Below are 23,701 nucleotides of genomic sequence, written 5' to 3' on the forward strand. Positions count from 1 at the left end.
TCATCCAGTTGGAAAAGCCCATCAGTCTCAGGGCTCCTTATGTGACCATTGCAGGACTTGATCTGCTACTCCAATGATTTATCCTCCTATGATAAAGAGGAAAGAGATGGAGACTTTCATAATTTGGTTTTACTGCAGGAAATGCAATACGGTATTCCCCGAGAACAGGCAATTGACCGCATCCAAAGCCGTTTATCTTTTCTCAAAACGGTTTTGAACAACCAACTGCAAAGTATCCTTCATTTAAACGTCGGCAACAAGCAGCAAAAACATGAATTGATACTTGCTATCCATCGGATGTTGCTGGGAATGGAATTTTGGGTGAAAGAAGATACAAATAGATATTCTCCTTAGTTGGGTGTTCCAAATAACATGTCCGTATATCAATCTATAGTCCCATGAAAAACCTGCTCATCGCAATCATAATGCTTTACCCTGCATTGGTAAATGCACAAAAGATGCTTGAAGGAAATATAGCAATCTCTTATTTCGGGCGGCTGATAGTATTCCCTTATGGGGGCAAATGATTTCCTATTCCCGCACCACAATTTATGGGCAGTCCAAGCCCTAACGGTATTAAAGTGCTGTTTAATCACTAGTGTGATTGATCACTATAATCGCTTGGCAATACCCCATAGGTTTCTTTGAAACATTTGGTAAAATAAGAAGGGCTGTTAAAGCCTACCATACCAACAATTTCAGCCACCTGATAATCTCCGCTTTTAAGTAATTTGGCAGCTTTCTTTAACCTTATTGATCGAATGAATTTGTTCACCGTCATTCCGGTCAGGGATTTTATCTTCCTGTAAAGCTGATCATGGGTAAGGTGGAGTTTTTCCGCCATCTGTTGTACAGAAAAATAAGGATCGTGTATATTGGTTTCCACTTGCTCCATAAATTTCTTCATAAAGGCCTCATCGATTGATGGAACCTCTTCTGATGAAGTGATGTCTGCGAGAGAATATTTTATTTTTAGTTTTTGTCGATACTCCAGTAAATTTTCTACCGTAGTTTTCAATAAAGTAGTGCTGAAGGGTTTTTCGATAAAAGCGTCAGCACCTTTGTTCAATCCTTCTATTTTGGATTGTTGGTGCCCCTTTGCAGTCAATAGTATCACCGGAATATGGGAAGTGGCAACCGAAGATTTTATATACGCACAAACCTCATACCCATCTATTCCGGGCATCATAACGTCACTGATGATGAGATCGGGATTTTTTCGCTTGGCCATGTTCAGCCCATCTTCACCATCCAAGGCCAGATAGATGCCATACTTGTCTTTGAACAATTCACTAAGATGTAACCTCATGTCCTCATTATCGTCAATAATGAGAATGGTTTGTTTGGTCTTGGATTTTCCAGTGTCTTTTGATGGGATGCTTTCAGGAATATGCGCTATTGCATCCTCTTTAAAAGAGGTAAAAACAGGGAGATTATCTATAGGGGTCTCTCCTATTGTTTCCGGAATCCTAACGGTAAAGACAGTTCCTTTGTCCAATTGACTAGCTATGTTAATACTACCTTGATGCAATTCGGTATACTTTTTCACAATGGCCAGACCGATGCCGGTTCCTTCCTCATTATTTTTCAATCTGTTTTTGTAAAAGCGGTCAAACACATGCGGCAAGTCCTCTTTACTTATTCCAACACCGGTATCTTCCACTTCCAGTACTACGGTGTTCTCCTGTTTTCTTTCTACAAGGCGAACATGTATCTCACCATATTTTCGGGTAAATTTTAAGCTATTTGAAATCAGGTTAAAAACAATGGACTCCAATTTATCAGGATCTCCCGCTATCCATACAGGATGATTGGGCAAATCCTTTTCCAGTTCAATGTGTTTTCTGTCCACTGCTTCGGAAAACTGGGCGGTAATATTTTCCAAAAATGAATTTAAATCTATTTTATGAAGATTGAGCTGGTAAGTAGCGCCTTCTACCCTTCTAAAATCAAGGATCTGATTGATCATTCTAAGAAGGTGAAGTGCGTTACGCTGGATCATTTTTAAAGCAGCCACATCACTTAAACTGTCTTCTCTTTCTTCCAATAACTTTTCAACTGGATTTAAAATGAGACTTAATGGGGTTTTTAAATCATGGGAAATATTGGTGAAAAAGGCCAATTTCTGAACATTCAACGCTTGGTTCTGCTCATACTTGTACTTCTCGAGTTTCAGTTCATTTTTTATCCGAACCCGGCTTCTCACATCCCTCACAACCACATAGACAATAATGACCACAAATAAAAAGTACATAAAATATGCCCAAGGACTGAACCACCATGGCGTTTTCTTGATGATTTTGAGTTGTCTAAATACTGGTTCCCATTCGTCAAGGGTACTTTCATATTTAACCGACAAGAGATATTCCCCTGCTGGCAAATTCGTATAAATTATTGTTTGCTCATTTCCTTTTCGCTCATTCCAGCCTTTATCTACCCCTTCCAATTGATATAGGGTTTTTATTTGTTGAGATCCGGACAGGTCCAGGGCATTAACATTTATTGAAAACACATTGGCAAAATGGGGCAAGACCAGCTCATCCACATGGTCAATGCTTTTATCCAATAGCATTTCTCCCTGAAATTCACTTCCCGGGACTACTTTGTCATCAAAAATTCGCAAATCAGAAAAAACTATTTTTGGGGCATTTTCCTCCTCCATTCGTTCACTGGGATTAAAGGCCAACAGTCCTTTATTCGTTGTAGCGTATAGTGTTTTATGATCTTTACTAAAAACCAACATTTTACACTCTCTCTCTGGAAAAAAATTATACAGCTTTTTATTGGTTGGATTGTACTTGTATAAGCCATTATAGGTAGGTATCCAGATAAAGCCGTTTTGATCTTGAAGGATTTGGGTGCACTTGATTCCTTCCAGCTCGGGGATAAACTTAGCCACTTTATTGGGACCCTTTCTCCTGTATACTCCATTACCGGTGGTAAAGACCATTTCACCCTCCAGTTTATTGATTGAAAAGACACCATAATTGTCCACCTCCACATCACCTAAGTTTACTTTTTCAGGCGTTAATGGGCCTGGTTGATCCCCGGTTTGGAGGACGTAAATACCGGACCTAAATGTACCCAGCCATAATTTTCCGGTATCCCGGTCTTTGTAAACTGCCCGGACATCGACCTTTTTGTCTTTAAAAATTTCCACTTCCTCTATTCTTTTCGAGGATAGATCAAGTTTATGCAGACCTGACTGGACTCCTCCTACCCAAACTTTTCCTTTGCCATCGGACTCCAAAGCATAAACCCTATCCCTGTCTAAATCACTATCCCGGTGATCATAATGAAAAGCTATTGGGGTCCAATTGACCGTATTGATCAACTTGATCCCATTTCCCCAGGTCCCCACCACCAATATATTGGAATTACTGTCATAGAGTAAGCTGCTGATGGTCTCCACATCAGGCAGCAAAGGTAATTTCCCAAAAGTATTGGACTTTTCATCGTACAGGTTCAGTCCGTTGGTATACGTACCTAAAAAATATTTTCCTTCCTTAAAATGCTCTATGCACCATAATGTATTCTTCAAAAGGTCATTTTCATCTGAACGGTTATAGGCATATTGAAAAAAAGATTTTTGCAACTTCACTTTATTTAAGCCTCCGTACCAGGTACCTACCCACAGATTATCTTTTTTATCGATAAATAAGGAGAGCACTGCATTGGAATTAAGGTTTTCCCTCTTCAAGGGATCATATTCAAATTTCTTTAAATTCCATTGGCCGTCCCGATTACTTAGCTTAAAAAGCCCCCTTTCCCTTGTTCCTAACCATAAATCACCCTGGTAGCTTTCAATACTTTGAATCGCTTCCCCCGTTAACAAGCTTCTACTATTTATATCACTTTGTTCTCGCAGGTCTTCCAAAAAATAAACACCGTTATTGGTTCCGACCACCAGTTCATCTCCATCATGATAAAGACTGATAATATCATCTGAAATCTTACCCAAATCCTTTAGTTCCTCAAATGCAGGGTTTACCATTCCGAGCTTGATCCCATACAGTTTCGCTCCGTTCGTACCACACACCAAATAGCCCTCAAACTCCTCCAAGGCATTAATATAATTTAGCGTTGGAAGCGGAAAAGCTGTTGCACCTGCGGCATAGTTACCTTCTTTATTTTTTTCCACAGAAGTCAAATCCAGCCGCAACACCGCTCCTTCTCCCCCTGCTAACCATAAGAATGACTCATTTTCTTGGTACGCTGTCCGGATATTGTTGAAAAATTGTTGCCTGGGCCCTTTGGTTTTCAGGGGTTTTATCTGTTCCAAAAGGCGGTCAAAAACAAAAAGCCCCTTATCCATGGTCCCCAGGGTTAGGGAACCATTTATCGGGTGGGCAAAAGTGATGACATTGCTAAAACCAGGCGTATTTTCAGTGTTATAATTTTTAAATGTATATCCATTAAATACGCCCAAACCGTTGGGTGTACATATATAGAGAAAACCGTCCTTTCCTTCCGTGATATAATCTATCGAATTCTTCGGTAAGCCATCTTCAAAAGTAAACTGTTCAAAAATATATTGTTGATCCTTAGCACTTACCCACAGAACATTCATTGATAGCCACAAAAGGCATAAGCAACATTGTATGATCCCCTTACTTGTCATAACTCCAATATATGGACAGAAGCGGAAGTAAGCATACAAATTCCGAAAATGTATTAGCATTTACCGAATATGTGATATCGCTCCGAATCTCTTACAATCATTCAGGAATTTATTATACAGCCATATATCGCTGAAAAATAATTTTGTTTTGATCAATTATCAATCAACCAAAATTATACACCATGATCAAACAATTTACATTATCGTTAGTGCTTATTTTGTTATACGGCAGTATAACCGCACAACAACTTCAGATCCATGGCCAGGTACTGGACGAATCGTCCTCTGGCATGCCTGGGGTTTCTATTCTGGAAAAGGGATCTACCAATGGTACCGTTACCGATCTGGATGGTAAGTTCAGTTTAGCTGTGAATAAGGAGGCCTCGCTGATCTTTTCTTTTATAGGTTATCAAACCAAAGAAGTAAAGGTCGTCAATCAAAATGAGCTGACCATTTCCATGGACCCCAATGCCATGGGCTTGGAAGAGGTAGTGGTCATTGGTTATGGTACCTCGCAAAAGAAAGATTTGACGGGGTCCATCACCAGCCTCAAACTGGAGGATTCTCCCATCCAGAATGTGGCCAATGTCAACGCACTCTCCGCATTGAAAGGTTCCCTTCCCGGTCTTAGCATAGGAAACCCCACAGGTGCCGGTCAGCAGCCCAATATTTTGATTCGTGGGCAAAACTCGCTCTTGGCCAGCAACAGTCCCTTGCTAGTCGTGGACGGTGTTATCTATAATGGATCCTTGAGTGAGATCAACCCGGGCGATATCGCCTCCATAGATGTTTTGAAAGACGCTGGCTCTGCAGCAGTATATGGAGCCAATTCTGCTAATGGTGTAATTGTGGTAACCACTAAAAAAGGGAATACAGGAAAACCGAAGTTCAACTTCTCCACTTACACGGGCACCCAGTTTTGGACCAATAAACCTGATGTCCTTAAAGGAGAGGACTACCTTACATTCCGAAAAGATGTGCTCAGGGCCAACGGAGCTTCTGAAGCGGATTTAAACAATCTGGATTACGTGTTGTACCCCAAAGAAGCTGAGGCTTATAGGTCAGGGAAGTCCATCGACTGGTATGATGAAATTGCGCAATCTGGAATCATGAGTAATTATCAGATGAGTGTTTCTGGAGGCTCAGAAAAAATGGACTATTATATTTCCGGATCATACCTTGACCAAGATGGGGTGGTTCTTGGGGACAAATATAACAGGGCAAACTTCCTGGCCAAGGTCAATTCAGAGGTCAATGAATGGCTTTCCTTTGGGTTTGACGTGAGAACCGGCTTTGAGGACCGTTCCGGCAATGCGGCAGATTTCTATATGGCCAGTGCAGCAGGACCTTTTGGCTATAAAAATGTGACTATCTCTGGTTTTGAACATCAGATAGAGCGCTTCCCACAAAGTCAGACCTCTGTTGGCAGTCCCCTTTGGTCCCTTCAAAACCATAATTTGGACAAAACCAACTCCTATAGAGGTACCGGTAGGATTTCTGTTAAAGCTCCTTGGGTAGAAGGCCTTTCCTATGATTTCAGGCTAAATTTGGGCAGGTCCGAAACATTCCGAGAAAACTTTGTCAGGGAATTTTATTATGTCAACACCCTAAAAGAAGAAGAACTGCGCAATCCACAGAGGTACCTGAATCAGGCCAATGGAAATTCTTCCATTTCAAAAACGGATAATTGGCTGATCAACCATTTGATCAATTACAACCGTAATTTCAATAACCTTCACCGCTTGGACGTGACCCTATTGGCAGAACGCCAAAAAAGGACCAGCAAAGGACTGTCCTTCTCGGCAACGGACTTTTCAGAAGCAGGCACGACGGTTTTGGGTGTCAATGCATTGGAGCTGGGGGTAAACAGTAAAAGGGGCGGAGGAACAGGATTGAGCGAATTACAGCAATTGGCTTATATGGGTAGGATCAATTATGTCTACAATGACCGATATTCTGCTTCTTTCACGGCCAGAAGAGATGGCTATTCTGCCTTCAGTGCGAATAATAAGTATGGAAATTTCTTTTCCGGGGGATTAGCTTGGACCATCAGTGAAGAAAACTTCTTTAAAAACACTATCGGTGCCGTCGATTACCTCAAATTGAGAACGACCTACGGAGAAAATGGAAATCCGTCCATCGGTGCCTATTCTACCTTGGCCAGCATTGGAGTGAATTCCATGATTTTCGGGCAGCAAACCATGCAGACCATCTACCAGTCCAGCCTTTCCAACCAAACGCTGAGCTGGGAGACCACCACATCCTTTAACTTTGGTTTGGATTTCGAGTTGTTTACATCGAGGCTGAACGGATCAGTGGATTATTACATTTCCAACACCACAGATCTACTGCTGAACCGTAGGCTTCCTGTGACCACTGGCTTTTCCAGTGTGAATACCAACTTGGGTAAGGTACATAATAAGGGTTTGGAAATCGCACTTAACACGGTAAACGTTCAAAGTAAAGACTTTAGGTGGAACAGTGCCGTCACTTTCTTTTTAAACCGCAATGAGATTAAAAGCCTTTATGGAATAGATAGTGATGGAGATGGAAAGGAAGATGATGATAGAGGCAATGGATGGTTTATCGGCAAATCGTTGGGTGCCATATACGACTATACCTTTGACGGAATTGTTCAGGAGTCAGATACGGAATACCTGGAGCAATATGGAGGTGCCCCCGGGGATGCAAAGTTCAAGGATATAAGTGGGCCTGAAGGCGTTCCTGATGGTAAAATCACCCCGGATGACCGTTCTATCATTGGGTATTCCAAGCCAAACTTCAACCTCAATTTGGCCAACACCTTTAGCTATAAGAATTTTGAACTTTATTTCAGTTTCTTTTACACTGCCGGGGGAGGAAAGAACAATTGGTACATGGCCAACAACTTAAGGGCATATGTACCCATTTTACCAACCAATTTCAATTGGGTGGACAGACCTTATTGGACACCTGAACGGCCAAGCACCGAAGTGCCCCGACCCACCTATGGAAACCCTTATGGGTATCAATTCTGGCAGGACCATTCTTTCCTGAGGCTCCAGGATGTCTCCCTGAGTTATTCCCTGGATCAAAAGACGCTCGAAAAACTAGGTCCCATTACCAGGGCAAAGTTTTATATATCGGGTAAAAACCTGCTTACTTTATCCGATTGGATCGGACTGGATCCTGAAAACGCCACCACCTACTACTCGTACGGCTTACCAGGAATGGGAAGCATTAATATCGGTGCCAATATTTCGTTTTAATCAACCCAATTTAGCATACAATGAAAAAGACCATATATATATTGATGATGTGCGGTGCCTTAATGGCCTGTAATGATGATGGATTTCTTGAGGAAACCCCAAGAGACCGCCTGACCACGAGCAATGCCTTCACTAATTATTCCCAGTTCAAGGCAGGCACCAATGAATTTTACAGAGTTTTCAGACAGTTTTATAATTCGGGTGACGGATATACCGATTATGTGATTAAGGGAGTGGGAACAGACATTATGATCAATAATGTAAACCTAGCTTCAGACGATATTATCTATAATGACTGGAACCAGGTCAATCCACAAACCGGAGAGGTAAATACTTTTTTTAATCGCTGTTATTCCATTATAAAGGACGCCAATAATTTGTTGTTTGAAAGTAACAATAATCCTGAAGCCTTTACATCAGAAGAACAGCGATTGGAAATCCAAGCAGAAGTAAGGTTCTTCCGGGGCTTTGCTTACCGGATGCTAGGTCATCTTTATGGAGGGGTTCCCATAAACAGGGAGCCCATTACCAGTCCTAAGCTGGATTTTGAAAGGGCCAGCAGGCAGGAAGTATATGAATTTGTGGTAGAGGACCTGGAATTCGCTGCACAGCACCTTCCTTTGAGCACGAATGAACCAGGAAGGATTGTTAGGGCCGCGGCAGACCATTTCTTGGCGGAGATGTACATTGCTTTGGCTGATGAGTCCGGCAACAGCAGTTTATATACAAAAGCCAGCGAAGCCGCATCAAGGGTAATTGATGGTACGGATGGGCCATACGCCCTGATGCAAAACCGTTTCGGAACCAGGGGAAGCGAACCCAATAAAGATGTTTTTTGGGACCTGTTCCGAATGGGAAACCAGGACTTTCAACAGGGAAATACGGAATCTATATGGTCGGTCCAGTTTGAAAAGGACCTACCTGGGGGCACGAATATTTTCGGAAGGCCATTGATCGAGCGCTCTATGTGGCCTTCCTATTGGGCTGCCAATAAATTTGGATATGCTGGACCTGCCCGGGACTGGACAGGAAGAGGAGTTGCTTTTATCAGGCCTACTGACTTTTGGCTATATACCCTATGGAAGGATAGCGGAAATGATATTAGAAATAATGAAACTAATATTCAGCGTAAATACTATGCCCCAAAAGTAATAGAGAACGGTGTACAGACGGATAAGGACACCACCTATACCACTCAGGTCACACTGGCTAACGGGGAAGAAATAACCGTATCGTTAAAGCCTGGGGATGAAATTAAAAAAGAGTGGTTGACTACCCAGAGTGACACCATGCAGAGATTCTATCCCAAAATATGGAAATTTGGAACAGACAAGCACCTTGATGGAATCCCTGACGGTGGCTACGTCAGAGACTTCTATGCCGCCAGGTTAGCAGAAACCTATCTCATCAGAGCCGAAGCTTACCACAAGGCAGGTAACAATGACTTAGCAGCAGCAGACATCAATGCGGTAAGAGGAAGGGCCAGTGCTCCTTTGATCTCTTCCAACGAGGTAAACATTGATTATATTTTGGATGAAAGGGCCAGAGAATTGTTTGGAGAAGAATTCAGATTGGTCACCCTTTGTAGGTTAGGAAAAAACCATGAAAGAACCGCCAAATACGGTAGGGCAAGTTCTTCCAAAACCATCAGACCGGAAAATAATCTGCTTCCCATACCACAGTCCTTTATCGATGCCAATTTGGAGCGTCCCATTGAGCAAAACAAAGGATACTGATATTCAATCAATGTGCATGTCCACAGGACATGCACATTTTACCAACGTATTTGTGCAGCTGGCAAGGTCCCACTTTCATAAGCATTTATTAACTTAGAGTAAGATAATGAAACTGTTATACCTCTAAAACCCTGTTATGAAACACCCTGTAATAAAATATCATCTATTACTCCTAATTACTTTCACTTTCATTGGTTCCTGTAAGCAGTCCGCTGTTAAGTTGGACAAAATGTTTCCCCAAACCATCCAAATAGAGAACGGGAAATTCATCGATGAGCTTGGAAGAGAAGTACTTCTCAACGGTATCAATGTGGTCAGTAAATCAAAGCAGGAAAACTACCTTTTTCAGGCAGGACCGGAGTTTTATAAGCAACTAAGGGAATGGGGATTTAACTGCATCCGTTTCATTTTGATTTGGGATGGGCTGGAACCCCAGCCAGACCAATATAATGAAGCCTACCTCGCGGAAATTGATAAGCGGATCCAATGGGCGGCCGATAATGGTGTTTTTGTCATTTTAGACATGCACCAAGACTTGTACAGTGTCAAATACTCAGATGGAGCACCCGAATGGGCTACTTTGGATGATAATTTACCCCATATCACCGGTGATGTTTGGAGTGACGCTTATCTCCTTAGCCCTGCAGTACAACGTTCCTTCGACAACTTCTGGAACAACACCCCTGCAGAGGATGGAAAAGGTCTTCAGGACCACTATGCAGAATTATGGCAACTGCTTGCAGAAAGGTACAAAAATACCCCTAACGTCATTGGTTATGATCTGATGAATGAACCCTTTCCAGGCAGTATTGCCCAAAATGCCGTACCGGCTATGCTGGGGGCCTATGCACAACTCCTCTACCAAAACACCGGTAAAGCCTTATCTGAGGAACAATTACTGGAAATATGGGGCAGTGAAGAAAATAGAACAAAAGCACTGCATGACCTAAACACCAAAAAGAATTTTGCACAGGTCATCGATGCCCTTTATCCCATTACAGCTGATTTTGAAGAAAAGCAGCTGCAGCCTTTCTATCAGAAAATCAGCGATGCCATCCGAAAAGTAGATCAGAACAAAATACTCTTTTTAGAGCACACCTATTTTGGAAATATGGGGGTGAAAAGCAGTATTCAAAGAACAAGACTACCCAATGGAGAACCGGATCCTTTAGTAGCCTACGCTCCCCATGGCTATGACCTGGTCGTCGACACCGACCGTGCGGAAGAAGCCTCATCGGCCAGGGTAGAATTCATTATGGAAAGAATAAAACTTACCGGCCAACGATTGGGAATGCCCGTTTGGTTAGGGGAATGGGGCGCCTATTATGGAGCTGGAGAAACCATTATCCCAGTGGCCAGGCATGCTGTTGGGGAAATAGAAAAACACCGTTTTTCCAATGCCTATTGGTCATATGATCCGGGGACAGAAAATCTAGCACATTTCAAAAAAGCCCTTCACCGTCCTTACCCTGTCTGTGTAAACGGAGAGTTAATTGCCTATTCCTATGATCACAAAAATTCTTCCTTTAAAATGAGCTGGGAGGAAAAGGAAAACATAAATGCCCCTACCCTCATTTACTTTCCAGATCTTTCCCTGATTCCAGAAGAAGAGATACAAGAGCTTAATTACAAGCTTTTCCCAAGCCAGAATTCCAAGGCGGGTTGGTTAATGGTGGCCAGCTCCAATAAGGCAAACAGAATAGACCTGATTATATCCATGAAACAACCATCATAACGAACTATAATTCAACTAAACCAAACACCTTCTATAACGGCAAAAAATAATTTCCTATTGAAGGATGAATATGGATACTGAATCATCAATACAATGGAAACCAATTGTCCAAACTGACTATACATGAAATTTAAAGTAACCTATAGTTTTCTATTCATTGCATTCTTCCTGATTGCAAACATTTCCTTTGCCCAAACGGTACTTCCTGAAACCCTCTATGTTTCACCATCAGGGGATGACAGTTCATTGGGTAAAAAGGATTCCCCCATAAATTCTTTAAAGGAAGCCCTTAGAAGAAAAGCCCTACATCCCGACCGCATTGATAAAATAATTTTAAGGGAAGGGACCTATCGTTTTGAGCAAACCCAGGATATCACTCCATCACATTCCGGTACGAAGGGACAGCCTTTTCTGATTGCTGCCTACCCTGGTGAAAAAGTGTTTTTTTCCGGGGGAATCACGGTACCTTCCACTTTAATCAAAACCGTTACGGACAAGAACATCTTGCAACGGCTTCCCAAATCTGCCAGAGGCAAGGTAGTGGAGATGGATTTAACTTCCTTTTCTTTGGAATATGGAAAATTTGGACCAAGGGGTTTTAACAGGCCTTATATCCCCGCTCCAAACGAACTCTTTGTCAATGAAACAGCCCAGCAAATTGCCAGATGGCCAAACCCTGGAGAGGATAATATTAAAATAGGCCAGGTACTCTCTCCCGGCTCTGTCCCCAGGCATGGGGACTTCAGCAATAAAGGCGCTATCTTTAAATGGAACACGGAACGTCCAAAAAATTGGGCCCAGGCCCAAGATGTCTACCTCTCCGGTTTTTTTCAATGGGGATATGCAGATGATGCCATTCCAGTGTCCAAGATTGATCAAAAAAACAAGACTTTCGAGCTGGCCTTGCCCCACCTATATGGTGTAGGCAATCAACGGCCCTTCAACACCTACTTTGCCATCAACCTTTTGGAAGAAATAGATCTACCAGGGGAGTATTTTATTGATCAAAGTAACCAAAAACTGTACTTCTACCCGGCCATTCCGGTGGAGGAAATTGAAAAAATTCAGCTATCCTCCCTGGAAGCCCCCTTGTTATCATTTATTGATGCCAGCCATATCACCGTCTCAGGAATTACCGTGGAGAACAGTCGAGGAATGGGTATTTATATAGAGGGAGGAGAAAGCATTACCATAAAAAACAGTGTTTTCAGGAATTTAGGAACAGTGGCCATCAATATCGGGCAGGGAATTGAGGCCGACACCCTGGCACAGCACACCTTCACCGGTGAACCCAAAAGCCATCTGATCGGTAGTTTGTACGCCCATCTATATGATAACACCCTATTCAACCGCAAAGCGGGCAAGAACCATTTAATCGAAAGCTGCGACATTTACGATACAGGTGCTGGGGGGATCATCTTGGGTGGAGGTGATAGAAAAAGCCTAATAGCCGCCAATAACATGGTGAGTAATTGCCATATTTATCGCTTCAACCGCCTGGACAGGACGTACAAGGCTGCTGTAAATATTGACGGGGTGGGCAACATCGTAAAGAACTGTTTGATCCACGATGCCCCCGGTACCGCTATTTATCTCCATGGGAACAATCACGTGATCGAATACAACGAAGTCCATCATGTAATGATGGACGGTGATGACCAGGGAGCCTACTATTTAGGTAGAGATCCTTCCGAATTCAACAATGTGGTCCGCTATAATTATTTCCATAATATAGGCATCAGTCCTACTACACATTCCACATGGACCATATATTATGATGATGGGGCCTCCGGAAATATTGCCTATGGCAATGTATTTAGAAAAGCAGGTAAAGGAGGAGTCTTCCTGATTGGGGGAGGCAAATACAATAAAATATTCAACAATATTTTCGTGGACAATTCCCTGGTCTTCCATATTGATGACCGGAACAGCAACTGGGCAAAATCGGTACTGGATAAAGGGGGGATTTTTGAAAAACGATTATCGGCCGTCCATATTGAAGAACCTCCCTACAGCGCATACTACCCAGAATTAAAAAACTTCTGGAACGATCGGCCTGAGCTACCAAGCAATGTCATCTCCCAAAATGTCTTTTACAAGAATCAAAAGCTGGTTGATAAAACGTTTGAAACCACTGTTTGGGAGAACAACTGGACAGCAACATCTGACCCGGGGTTTGTGGATTCAAAAAATTTAAATTATAACCTCAAAAAGAACTCAGCGGTATTTGATTCAATACCCGAGTTTGAGGATATCCCCTTTAACAAAATGGGACTTAAGGAAACCCCCTTTAGGAAAACAGAAGTAGCAAAGGATGGAAGAATTTATCCATCATCAATTAAAGAAAAATCACGCCATCAAAGTGAATACATTATCAATTCGCCTAAAATAAACAAGGTCTTATCTGAGGTAATTGAAAAACCCTCTGAGCCGCTTATTTTTCCAAATCCCCATCCAGATGCTAAATGGTTTGGGGTAGGTGCCTGGGGTTTGTTTATGCATTGGGGAATACACAGCATAACAGGGTCTCAACCATCCTGGGCCATGATTAAAGGTTACCCTTACGGATATGAATCAAGATTTGACAATCCTCAAAATTATTTTCAATTGGTAAACACCTTTAACCCCAAAAACTGGAATCCAGAAAAAATTGCCAAAGCCGCTAAAAAAGCGGGAATGTCCTATATGGTATTGACAGTCAAACATCATGACGGCTTTGCCCTGTGGCCATCGAAATACGGCGATTTTAATATTAGAACAAAATTTCCCGACCAAATGGATTTGGTAGACGAATACGTCAAAGCCTGCAGAAAGCATGGACTTAAAGTAGGTTTTTACTTCTCCCAACAGGATTGGCATTTCCCAGAATATCCGGTCATGGACTTTGACTTTAATTATCATATGAGGGGAAAATATCCAAACTTCAGTCCTATCACGAATCAAGAGAGATATCATACATGGTTACGATATACTATCGCCCAACTTGAGGAATTATTGACAAACTATGGAAAAATAGATTTGCTTTGGTTTGACGGATTTTATTGGCCAGAAATGGAAACCGAACACTATACCTTGGGAATGATCAACTGGATACGATCCATTCAACCGGGAATAGTCATCAATGACAGATGGAATAAAATCCGAGCCCCTGATACACAAATGGAATATTTCGGTGTAGGAGATTTTGCTACCGTAGAATGGAAGGAAGCTGAATCAGGTCAAGACCGATGGTGGGAATACACCACTTCCTGGAATTCACATTGGGGATACTCACCATTTCGTCTCACTCCTGTAGAAGTAAAAGACCTGTTAATAAAAACACGTTCACTTGGCGGGAATTTTCTCATCAATGTAGGGCCAAACTCCGATGGAGAACTACCACAGAAATTCTATGATTACATGGAGGAACTTAGTACTATGCCTGAAATCATTGAATTAAAGCCAATTATCCATAATCCTTGAGACAATAATGAAACATCATATTATAATAACCTGCTTTTTTCTCAGCACCATCATCATTGAATCAGTCTATTCCCAGCAATCAAAAGAAATGGACCGCTTTGCTGATATTGGCAATAGGGTTGCAGCCACCAGACTGGACCTTTTAGAAGAAAAGGAGCCCATAGAAAAGCCCTTTAAACTACTTCCTGTGGGGGATAGCAAAGCCTATTCCTTTGGCCCTGTAGATAAAATGGACAGCGCTGAAGAACTCGAAGAAGAGTTAAGAAAATTCAGGGATGCCCATGAACCATTTTTGAAGGACCTGGCCCCTTCCCTTTCCGATCTGCGCACTAGAATTCCCCTGAAGGAATTCGACTGGATGGCATCAGACGGGGATCACCATCGTTCCTTTAATGACATATTGGTGGGGAAAGGAAATTGGGAAAAGGTGGAGATTCCGCATTACGGCCCTCCTCAAGGCAGGGCGACTGCTTATTACCGAAAGGAAATTGACTTTGACCGGAAACAGCTGCAAAATCAATCCGCCTTTATCTGTTTCAAAGCGGTAGACTACCTTGCCAATGTCTATTTAAATGGAAAACTGGTCGGCAGCCATGAAGGGTTCTTTGCCCCTTTCGAATTTAACATTACCGACCATTTGGTGGATGGAAAGAATACCTTGCTGATAGAAGTAAAGAACGATTATACCACCACAGGATCCAAAGATCCGCATACTGGAGAACGTTTCTATGGGGATAAGATCTACGCGGTCACTGGCCTTGGATACGACAACTTTTATGATGGAGGCCACCAATGTGCTCCTGGAATGGGTATCTATCAGGACTGTTTCATTGAACTCAGGTCCCCGCTACATGTCCATGATATATTCGTTAGGCCCATGGTGGATAAAAACCAGGCAGAGATATGGTTAGAAGTCAATAACTTTGATCAAACCCCTAAAAACCTGAAAGTCCGTTATAGCATTTACGGGCAAAATTTCCAGGATACCCTTCACCTTGATGAGGAATACATTCCCACTACTGTACACATACCAGGGGTGGGAGACTTGGCCAAACCCACTGACTGGCAAAAAAAACAGTTACAGATGGGGTATGGCGTGAACTATCTGCGATGGGCAATTAGTATGGACAATTTTCGATTTTGGGATCCCAAAACGCCATGGCTGTATCAATTACAGATTTCCCTTATCGACGAAGACGGAAATATCGTGGACAACCGAAAGCAGCAATTTGGAATGCGTTCCTTTGAAATGGACACGGTGAATATCCCGAAAGGAAACCTTTATTTGAATGGTGAAAAAATCCGTCTTAGAGGGGCCAATACTATGGGGTTCTTACAGCAGGATGTCTTTAAGCAGGATTTTGATCAATTGATCGATGACATTTTGTTAGCGAAGATATGCAATATGAATTTCCTCCGGCTTACCCAGCGGCCTGTGCAACCGGAAATTTATGAATACGCCGATAAACTGGGGATCATGCTCCAAACAGACCTGCCTTTATTTGGCGGCCTGCGCTATAACAAATGGGCCGAGGCAGTCAAGCAGGCAGAAGAAATGGAAAGATTGGTGAGAAGCCATCCTTCCAATATCATGGTCACTTATATCAATGAAAGGTTTGTCAACGCCGAGGGCCATCCGCAACGAAATATGAATACAGCGGAACAGTATTACCGCTTTTTCAAAGCTGCGGACCAGGCGGTACATATGGCCAATCCGGACAGGGTAATTAAAGCGGGGGACGGGGATTATGATCCTCCTTCTCCGGGACTTCCGGACCACCATTGTTACAATACCTGGTACAATGGACATGCCTTACCTTTGGGTAAGCTGTACAAAGGCTACTGGAGCCATGTGAAACCGGGTTGGTTATATGCCTGTGGGGAATTTGGGGCCGAAGGCCTGGACAACTACCCCGTAATGCAAAAATATTATCCCAGGGACTGGCTTCCACAAACACCGGCGGAAGAAGAAGCATGGACAGCCAATAAGATTGTGGCTGCCCAGACCCAGAAGTTCCACTATATGTGGTTCAATACCCAAAACAATGTGAAAGATTGGATTGCCGCAAGCCAGGACCATCAGGCTTGGGCGGTAAAAATGGCCACTGAATCATTCAGAAGAGATCCAAGAATGGTTTCTTTTGCTGTACACCTATTCATAGACGCGTGGCCAGCTGGATGGATGAAGACGATCATGGATGTGGACCGCAAGCCAAAGAAAGCCTATTTTGCTTACCGCGATGCCCTCACTCCCCTCCTGGTCTCGCTAAGGAGCGACCAGTCAAGGTTCTATGAAGGGGACACCATTGATATGGAGGCTTGGATCAGCAATGACTTAAATACCATTCCAAAGGGGACCCGGTTATCCTACCAACTCAAAAAGGGCAACCAGGTTCTCTGGAGCAATCAGGTTCTACCAGAAATCCCTGAAAACGGCGTTTCTTTCCAAGGTTATGCAAGACATCGAGCTCCCAAAGTAAATCAGCGCACCTCCTACACCATGGAATTCCAACTTCTGGGGGAAAACGGGGAAGCCATCAGCACTTCTTCTTTTGACTATGAAGTTTTCCCAAAGCGCAGCCCTATAAAACAAAAAGTATACGCAGTGGGGGAATCTCCACTCTGGAAAGTTTTGAGAACGGATAACCTTATCACAGCAGCCAATTTGTCCGACGCCGATGTCATCATGATCTTTGATATGGAAGAATACCAAGAACATAAGAAACGTATCGACCAAGCAGTAAAGAAGGGAAAAAGAGCCATTTTCTACCAAGCGCCCGTGGGGACAAATCTTATTGCAGATCAGACCTTTGAAGTACACCCGACCAGCATGGGCTCTTACTATTTTGCCTCTCCGCAGACTGGTCACCCCATAACCAAAAACGGTTTACCCTTTGACTTTAAAATGTGGTACAGCCACAAAACTGGCATGATAGAACCATTTTTATCTTCGGTTGTAGTGGCTGAAAACTTTGCTCCCATACTTGGCAGCGGACTGACCAATTGGGTTGGAGACCAAGGAAATGCTATGGCTTCTGGTGAATATAAATTCGGAAAAGGAAGCATTATTGTTTCACAAATAGACCTCGAGAAGTTTATTGGTGGACAGCCCATGGCGGATTCCTATTTTCAAAAGCTAATCTCATGGGAGTAATTAAGCTTCATCTCTCCCTTTGGATACAAAAATAGTAAGGAAACAATAGTTAAATTAAACTTCAAAATTTTGATTACAATATTAGAAGTATATCGAAAATGACAAAACAAATAAATTAAGATTAACTCTTTCCATAAGATTTGGAAGCATAAATAATATATTTCCCAATCCATAGAAAGAACAGATTGGATAATAATTCCTAGCAGGAAACTTAATCACAAACGAAAAATTCAAAGGGGGGGCGAAAAATACGTCTGACCTGAAAGCAAAAAAAGCCCAGGCAACTAAACCTGGGCTTTCCAACGTCTACAGGGTATCGAAAAGGTTGGCCTTGAAGACTGGGAGCATATTTTCAGACAAATTAATTCATTGTTAACTACCTAATATTAATTGATAGCGTTCCTCGTACAATATCGGTAAACTGTCAGCCAAAAGAAGTCTCCTTGAGTTAAGAAATATAGGCCAAAATCTTAACATTTTTGGCTTGAACTCTTATTTCAGAATATATGAGTTCTAGAAGGACTATTCTATGGTAAACATATTCTTCATTGCATTCTAAAATCAGTCAAACTGGTAAACGCATTCTACGGGATAATGGTCAGAAAGTCTGATCGTTTCGCCTTGATTGATTATCTCAGCCGAAACACATTTGTTTGCCAATCCATAGGAGGATAAAATAAAATCAATCCTGACTCCATGCTTGATCAGGTCCTCCTCTTCCCTTTTATTTTTGGCAAATACCAATGTCGGATTGGAAATCCTTTGCTTTCCGTTTTGAACGAAAGCAGGAATCCCATCATAAAGCCCAGCACCCAAAAACTTTCCCATGGCGGAATAATCATGTAACCCCATCCTTTGGTTTTTAACATGTTCGTGTTGTTGGTCACTTTGCAAATCCCTATCCAAAAGTTCCTTATTATCACTATACCAGTTTTGATCTACAGGTGATAAAGCATTGAAATCCCCACAGACAAGGACATCTTCCCCATTTGCTATCAGTCCCTTTATCCTTGAAAGCAGTTCATCTGCTTCCGTCTGTCTTTTTTCCCAACTGAAAGGAGACAAATGAACCACAAAAACCTGTATCCCATTGATTTCACAGTGCAAGGCTCCATGATGCATATTATCAAAAATTCTCTCCTTGATTTTTATGGGGTATTTGGAGGAAACCCCGACAGAATAGCCAGAAGTTTTTAGAAGCACGCTATGTTCATGTCCGATATATTTGGCATCTGCTGTTAGTTTTTCATCTGAATAGCCACAGAGTTCCTGAAATGCCACGATATCCGTATTTCTGGAGTCAATCCATTTCAATACCTGTGTTCTCCTTAAGCTATCCTTTCCCCAATCATATCCGTTCCAAATATTATAGGATAATACTTTGATTGTTGACTGTGCCAAGGAGGAACCGGACAGTATAGAAAGTATTGCGAAGAGTCCCAACTGGACGAACAGTGCTTTTTTATTAATCACAATTAATTATTTTAAATTGAAAACGGTAATGACGGCTGCATGATCCGAGGGGAACATGATAGGATGATAATCGATAACTTTTGACTCGATTGGGTCTAATCCCCCCTGAAAATAGATATAGTCAATGCGATCGCGTAAACCATATTTGGAAGATGAAGTGGCTGCCCTTGGCGTCCAAGTTAATCCTGGGTCCAATAGGGCATTCTTATGTAATTCCCTAAAGCTGTCTTTAAATCCCGCATTTTCCATTTCCTTGCTTACCGGCCAGTCAATTGTATAACCATAATGTATTTGCTTTGTGGCTTCTGTCCAGTCTAAATGAGACCCCACATTAAAGTCACCTAACATAATGATAGGGGTCTCTCCACTCTTCGAAATCAGGGGATCAATCTCCATTAAAATACTTTTGACTTCAGCATGACGGGTATCTTTTTCTCCCAAAACCAGGTCTTGGGAACTCATGCTGTTATCTACTATTCCTGAGGCATAATCAGGTAAATAATGTAGCCATGTATCAAGGACCAACAACTCCCTGTTTTCTCCTAAATCCAATCGTACTCCACCAAAATTAAAGGGCCTGAAGGCTTTGATGGTTTCTTTTATCGGAAAACGGCTCATTATGCTGAGGTTTGAGCTGATAAGATAGAAATGATAGCCCAGAGAATCCGCTATAACCTCACCAGAGCCATAAGTCTCAATTAATCCTATAACATCAGGCTGAGCCTCCTTGATCGTTTCGATAACTCGCTGCACTCCTACCTGTTTACCATATCTCCTACCCCCGTGCCATATATTCCAAACCATTACCCTTAAAGGGGAATTGAGGACTTCAAAGGGCTTAGTTTGCCCAAACCTTTCGAAACTCTTTTTAATATCATCCTTATTAATGAAGCTGTTCTGAATACTCACTTCATCAAGATAACCATTAAAGGCTGTCCATTGCCCGTTGGATCCATATTCCCAGTATTCATCAGTTCCCCCCACTACGGTGGCATGTTCATTCTCGAGACTTCCCAGTCCCTGAACATTATAAATGGCTACATTACGACCATCCAAATAAAACCAAACTTCTTCCTTCGCCCTGTTAATGCTGAATGCCAAATGATGCCAGTTACCATCGTTTATTATTTGCTGTGGGGCATTGGCCTTATAGGAATAAGTGTTTTTCCCATCCGATAAATTTACAGCCCAGGCACCTGTAGTTTGGGTAAAAATACTCCATCCTTTACTCTCTAAATCACCATCTTTTTTATTTCCAACGATCGGTGTACCTTGTGGCGCTCCAGGAATAGTCTTTATCCAAACCTGGACAGAAAGGTCTGTGTGAACAGTATAATCCGGGGTTTCAATGCTGTCCAAAACAAGGGGTTTTCTAAGGACTGCATTCATGGACAGGTCAAGTGCCAAGCCAGAAATTCCCTCAGCCCATTGTGGTTTTTGTAAATCCATCACATAAATGGCCTCGTCTTTTTCCACGACTGGATAATATTTATCCATTCCTTTCTCAAAGCCGGTGTAAAAACTTTTCTGGGCAAAACTGCTTAAGGACAGCTTAACCAATAAAAATAGTAGTAAAAAGTGTCTAAATATTAATCTCATATTTTTTTAATTTATGCACCTGAATGCAACAAACATTGCTTTCTACAAAGTCATCCCCCGTTACTGACGAAGCATCCTTGAGTGCTTTCATTTTGAAAAAACCGCAAAGGCTACCTTTTTTCCGTTTGAGAGACTTCTAGAGGAGTGGATTCACAGCCTGTTACAACAATAGCCTGTTTCTGACTGCCTTTCCTTCTTTTGAATCTGTTCCGTATTTGTTGGGAAGTAATCTTTTTCAACATAGGATTAATCATATTGCCCCATACCCTTCAACCAGTACAAGCTGTTTCTTATACCCATCACCAATTTTGCCCTATGATGTCGCTGTAAACTTAAAGGTAATTCACAGCCGCTTTCACCCGGAAAATGTTTCACCAAGTCCGATATGTCCATCTGGCTATCTTTTTAACCAGGTTATTCCTTTACCTCCTTACATATTGCCAATGTAATGCCCAGCGTCATATTTGGTTAAGTGCAGAATTCAAGAGAGCCAGGTAAATTTTAAAAAATGAAGAAACTAATTAAACATAAAAAAAACAAAATTATAGCCCTTATTTTATTTCGTATTCAATGTTTTATTGGTCTTATATTTACGTATTTTTACTCTTGATTTACTTTTTGTTAGTAACCGAGAGAAAAACGAAAAATTACAGCTTGGTCATTAAATCAAATGGTAGATATATAAATTCCACGATCCCTGTTCTAGTGCTATTGGAATAATTATTCATACCTATTAGCTTGATTCGATCTAATTGGATTGTAACTAAAGCCTTATGTCACTTTTTCTTTCTAGACTTTTGATTTCATTAACAGCTGGTTCACTTCAAAAAACAACGGGTGGTGTTCTTATTTTTTTGTAATTCTATGTTTTTTTTTGTGTAAGTTTAGTGTCTCCTAATTTTTTTGTTTATTAACGGTCAATTAAAAATATAGAAGATTTAAGAGTGCCATTCCCGGAGAAATATAGCGAAAAAAGGTACTTAGACGATTTGGTCAAAGGAGATGAAAAGGCCTTTAGATTATTTTTTGATCAGTATCATCAACGGGTTTTCCGTTTTGCAATGACCTATCTCAAGGTAGAGTCCCTTTCCCTTGATCTTACCCAGGATGTTTTTATCAAAATTTGGCAGGAAAAAAGTAAGCTTAAGGAGGTGGATCACTTGGATGCCTACCTGTTTTTAATCGTCAAAAGAAAAGCCATTGATTATCTCCGAAAGATTTCCAGGGATCAAAAATTAATGGAACAGGTGAAAATGGAAGTAGCCAGGTCGGAAGATCCATTTTTGGAGATGGACAATTCAGGGCTCCTCAATGCCATGAAGGAATTGCTTTCACCCAAACAAAGAGAGGTTTTTGAGCTTAGCAGAGGAAAAGGAATGAGTTATGAAGAAATTGCCGAGCAGCTCCATCTTTCCAAAAATACCGTAAGGAACCATATGGTACAGGCGCTTAAAATTATAAGAAAAGCCCTGCAAACGGTGGGGTATATGCTGATCTTTTTGATGTTCCCATAATTTTTTTCCCAATCAACTAGTCCTATCACGTGACCGGAAGCGTCTTCCTATTAAACGCATCCAGTTATCTTGAAACAGAACAGTAAAATCCATGATCTCCTGGAGAAATATCTCCGCAATGATTGCTCAGAAGAGCAAGTTGAGGAGCTATTGCAACTCCTTCAACGTCCTGAAAATGGGCACTTGTTGGAAAAATTCATGCAGGAATCTTGGAACACCTCCCCTATCGGAAAAATCCACCAATCGCCTGATGCTGAATTGTTGTTTAAAAACATCCAGGATAAAAAAGCCTCTCATTTACAGGTATCAAGGACCGAGGCCAACAGACACAGTAAAACATGGCTGGTAGCAGCAGTCCTCCTTACCCTATCCCTTTTAGGCTTGTGGCTGATGAAAGGACCGGTAGTTTCCGAAAAAGAGACATTGAACTGGAGTCAAATAACGGCCGGTATAGGGGAAAGAGAGTACATTAAATTACCGGATGGAAGTGAGGTATGGCTCAATTCAGGGTCGACGTTGGCCTATCAAGAAGGCTTTGAATCGCGGAACATTAAACTGTCAGGTGAGGCCTTTTTCCAAGTTGTTAGAGATGAAAAGCGTCCTTTTACGGTAACCAGCAATGGAATACAGACCAAAGTATTGGGTACTTCTTTTAATATCAGGGCGTACCGGGAAGCCAGCAACATACAGGTGACGGTAAAAACCGGCAAAGTAGGCGTTGGACAAGATAACCATCAGTTTGCCTCCATTACACCGAACCAGCAAATAGCTTATGATAAACAGGTGCAGGATTTTACTTTCAGTGAGGTTGATGCCGCTGCCGTGTCCTCTTGGAAGGAAAATAAGTTGGTATTTGAAAATGTGACCTTTGAAGAAGCGGCCATTACCTTGGAAAAACACTTTGGCAAATCCATTGAATTCGATAACGCCAGCTTAAAAGCATGTCGGTTTACCTCCAAATTTGATGTTAGTGAGGATCTGGACCATGTGTTAAAAGTATTGGCCACACTCAATAACCTACAATATGAAGTTAAAGACAATACCGTTCTTTTTATAGGCACCGTGTGCCTTTAATGCCAAAAATTGACAGCCTATGTAGCAATTCATTATGTAAAAGAAAAGCTGTTTCGGCGGCCACCGAAACAGCAAGACATCCCCA

General features: G+C 41.9%; 11 protein-coding genes. 8 read left to right on the plus strand and 3 right to left on the minus strand.

The genetic code is table 11. The features are described 5' to 3' along the window. Nucleotides 1-48: 48 nt before the first annotated feature. The gene (locus ACYVAA_RS13840; RefSeq protein ID WP_460542678.1) at nucleotides 49-354 is read left to right on the plus strand and encodes a terpene synthase family protein; all 306 of its coding nucleotides are present in this window, start codon (nucleotides 49-51) and stop codon (nucleotides 352-354) included. Between the two features lie 241 nt (nucleotides 355-595). On the opposite strand, the gene ACYVAA_RS13845 is transcribed toward ACYVAA_RS13840, so the two are convergent. Continuing rightward, entirely contained in the window at nucleotides 596-4,570 is a 3,975-nt protein-coding gene (locus ACYVAA_RS13845) for a hybrid sensor histidine kinase/response regulator transcription factor (protein ID WP_460542680.1), read from the minus strand. A 233-nt stretch (nucleotides 4,571-4,803) separates the two neighbouring features. On the opposite strand from ACYVAA_RS13845, the gene ACYVAA_RS13850 reads away from it, so the two are divergent. The 5 genes from ACYVAA_RS13850 (at nucleotide 4,804) to ACYVAA_RS13870 (ending at nucleotide 17,956) form a co-directional block, all read left to right on the plus strand. Next, nucleotides 4,804-7,869, plus strand: a complete 3,066-nt coding sequence (locus tag ACYVAA_RS13850) for a SusC/RagA family TonB-linked outer membrane protein (RefSeq protein WP_460542683.1) — start codon at nucleotides 4,804-4,806, stop codon at nucleotides 7,867-7,869. A gap of 20 nt (nucleotides 7,870-7,889) precedes the next feature. Next, nucleotides 7,890-9,605, plus strand: a complete 1,716-nt coding sequence (locus tag ACYVAA_RS13855) for a RagB/SusD family nutrient uptake outer membrane protein (RefSeq protein WP_460542685.1) — start codon at nucleotides 7,890-7,892, stop codon at nucleotides 9,603-9,605. Between the two features lie 136 nt (nucleotides 9,606-9,741). Beyond that, entirely contained in the window at nucleotides 9,742-11,340 is a 1,599-nt protein-coding gene (locus ACYVAA_RS13860; RefSeq protein ID WP_460542687.1) for a cellulase family glycosylhydrolase, read from the plus strand. Nucleotides 11,341-11,463: 123 nt separating this feature from the next. Beyond that, on the plus strand, nucleotides 11,464-14,802 hold the full coding sequence (locus ACYVAA_RS13865; RefSeq protein ID WP_460542689.1) for an alpha-L-fucosidase: 3,339 nt from the start codon (nucleotides 11,464-11,466) through the stop codon (nucleotides 14,800-14,802). A gap of 7 nt (nucleotides 14,803-14,809) precedes the next feature. Further along, nucleotides 14,810-17,956 (plus strand): glycoside hydrolase family 2 protein, encoded by a 3,147-nt coding sequence (locus ACYVAA_RS13870; RefSeq protein ID WP_460542691.1) that lies wholly within the window; start codon nucleotides 14,810-14,812, stop codon nucleotides 17,954-17,956. 561 nt (nucleotides 17,957-18,517) lie between these two features. Here ACYVAA_RS13870 and ACYVAA_RS13875 read toward each other — a convergent pair. After that, nucleotides 18,518-19,429, minus strand: a complete 912-nt coding sequence (locus tag ACYVAA_RS13875; protein WP_460542693.1) for an endonuclease/exonuclease/phosphatase family protein — start codon at nucleotides 19,427-19,429, stop codon at nucleotides 18,518-18,520. Between the two features lie 6 nt (nucleotides 19,430-19,435). Next, nucleotides 19,436-21,028 carry an endonuclease/exonuclease/phosphatase family protein gene (locus ACYVAA_RS13880; protein ID WP_460542695.1) on the minus strand — a complete coding sequence of 531 codons (1,593 nt, stop codon included), beginning with the start codon at nucleotides 21,026-21,028 and terminating at the stop codon, nucleotides 19,436-19,438. 944 nt (nucleotides 21,029-21,972) lie between these two features. On the opposite strand from ACYVAA_RS13880, the gene ACYVAA_RS13885 reads away from it, so the two are divergent. Next, nucleotides 21,973-22,542, plus strand: a complete 570-nt coding sequence (locus tag ACYVAA_RS13885; protein ID WP_460542697.1) for an RNA polymerase sigma-70 factor — start codon at nucleotides 21,973-21,975, stop codon at nucleotides 22,540-22,542. A gap of 69 nt (nucleotides 22,543-22,611) precedes the next feature. Then, nucleotides 22,612-23,616 (plus strand): FecR family protein, encoded by a 1,005-nt coding sequence (locus tag ACYVAA_RS13890; protein ID WP_460542699.1) that lies wholly within the window; start codon nucleotides 22,612-22,614, stop codon nucleotides 23,614-23,616. Nucleotides 23,617-23,701: the final 85 nt, after the last annotated feature.

The organism is Echinicola sediminis (genome assembly GCF_054777495.1).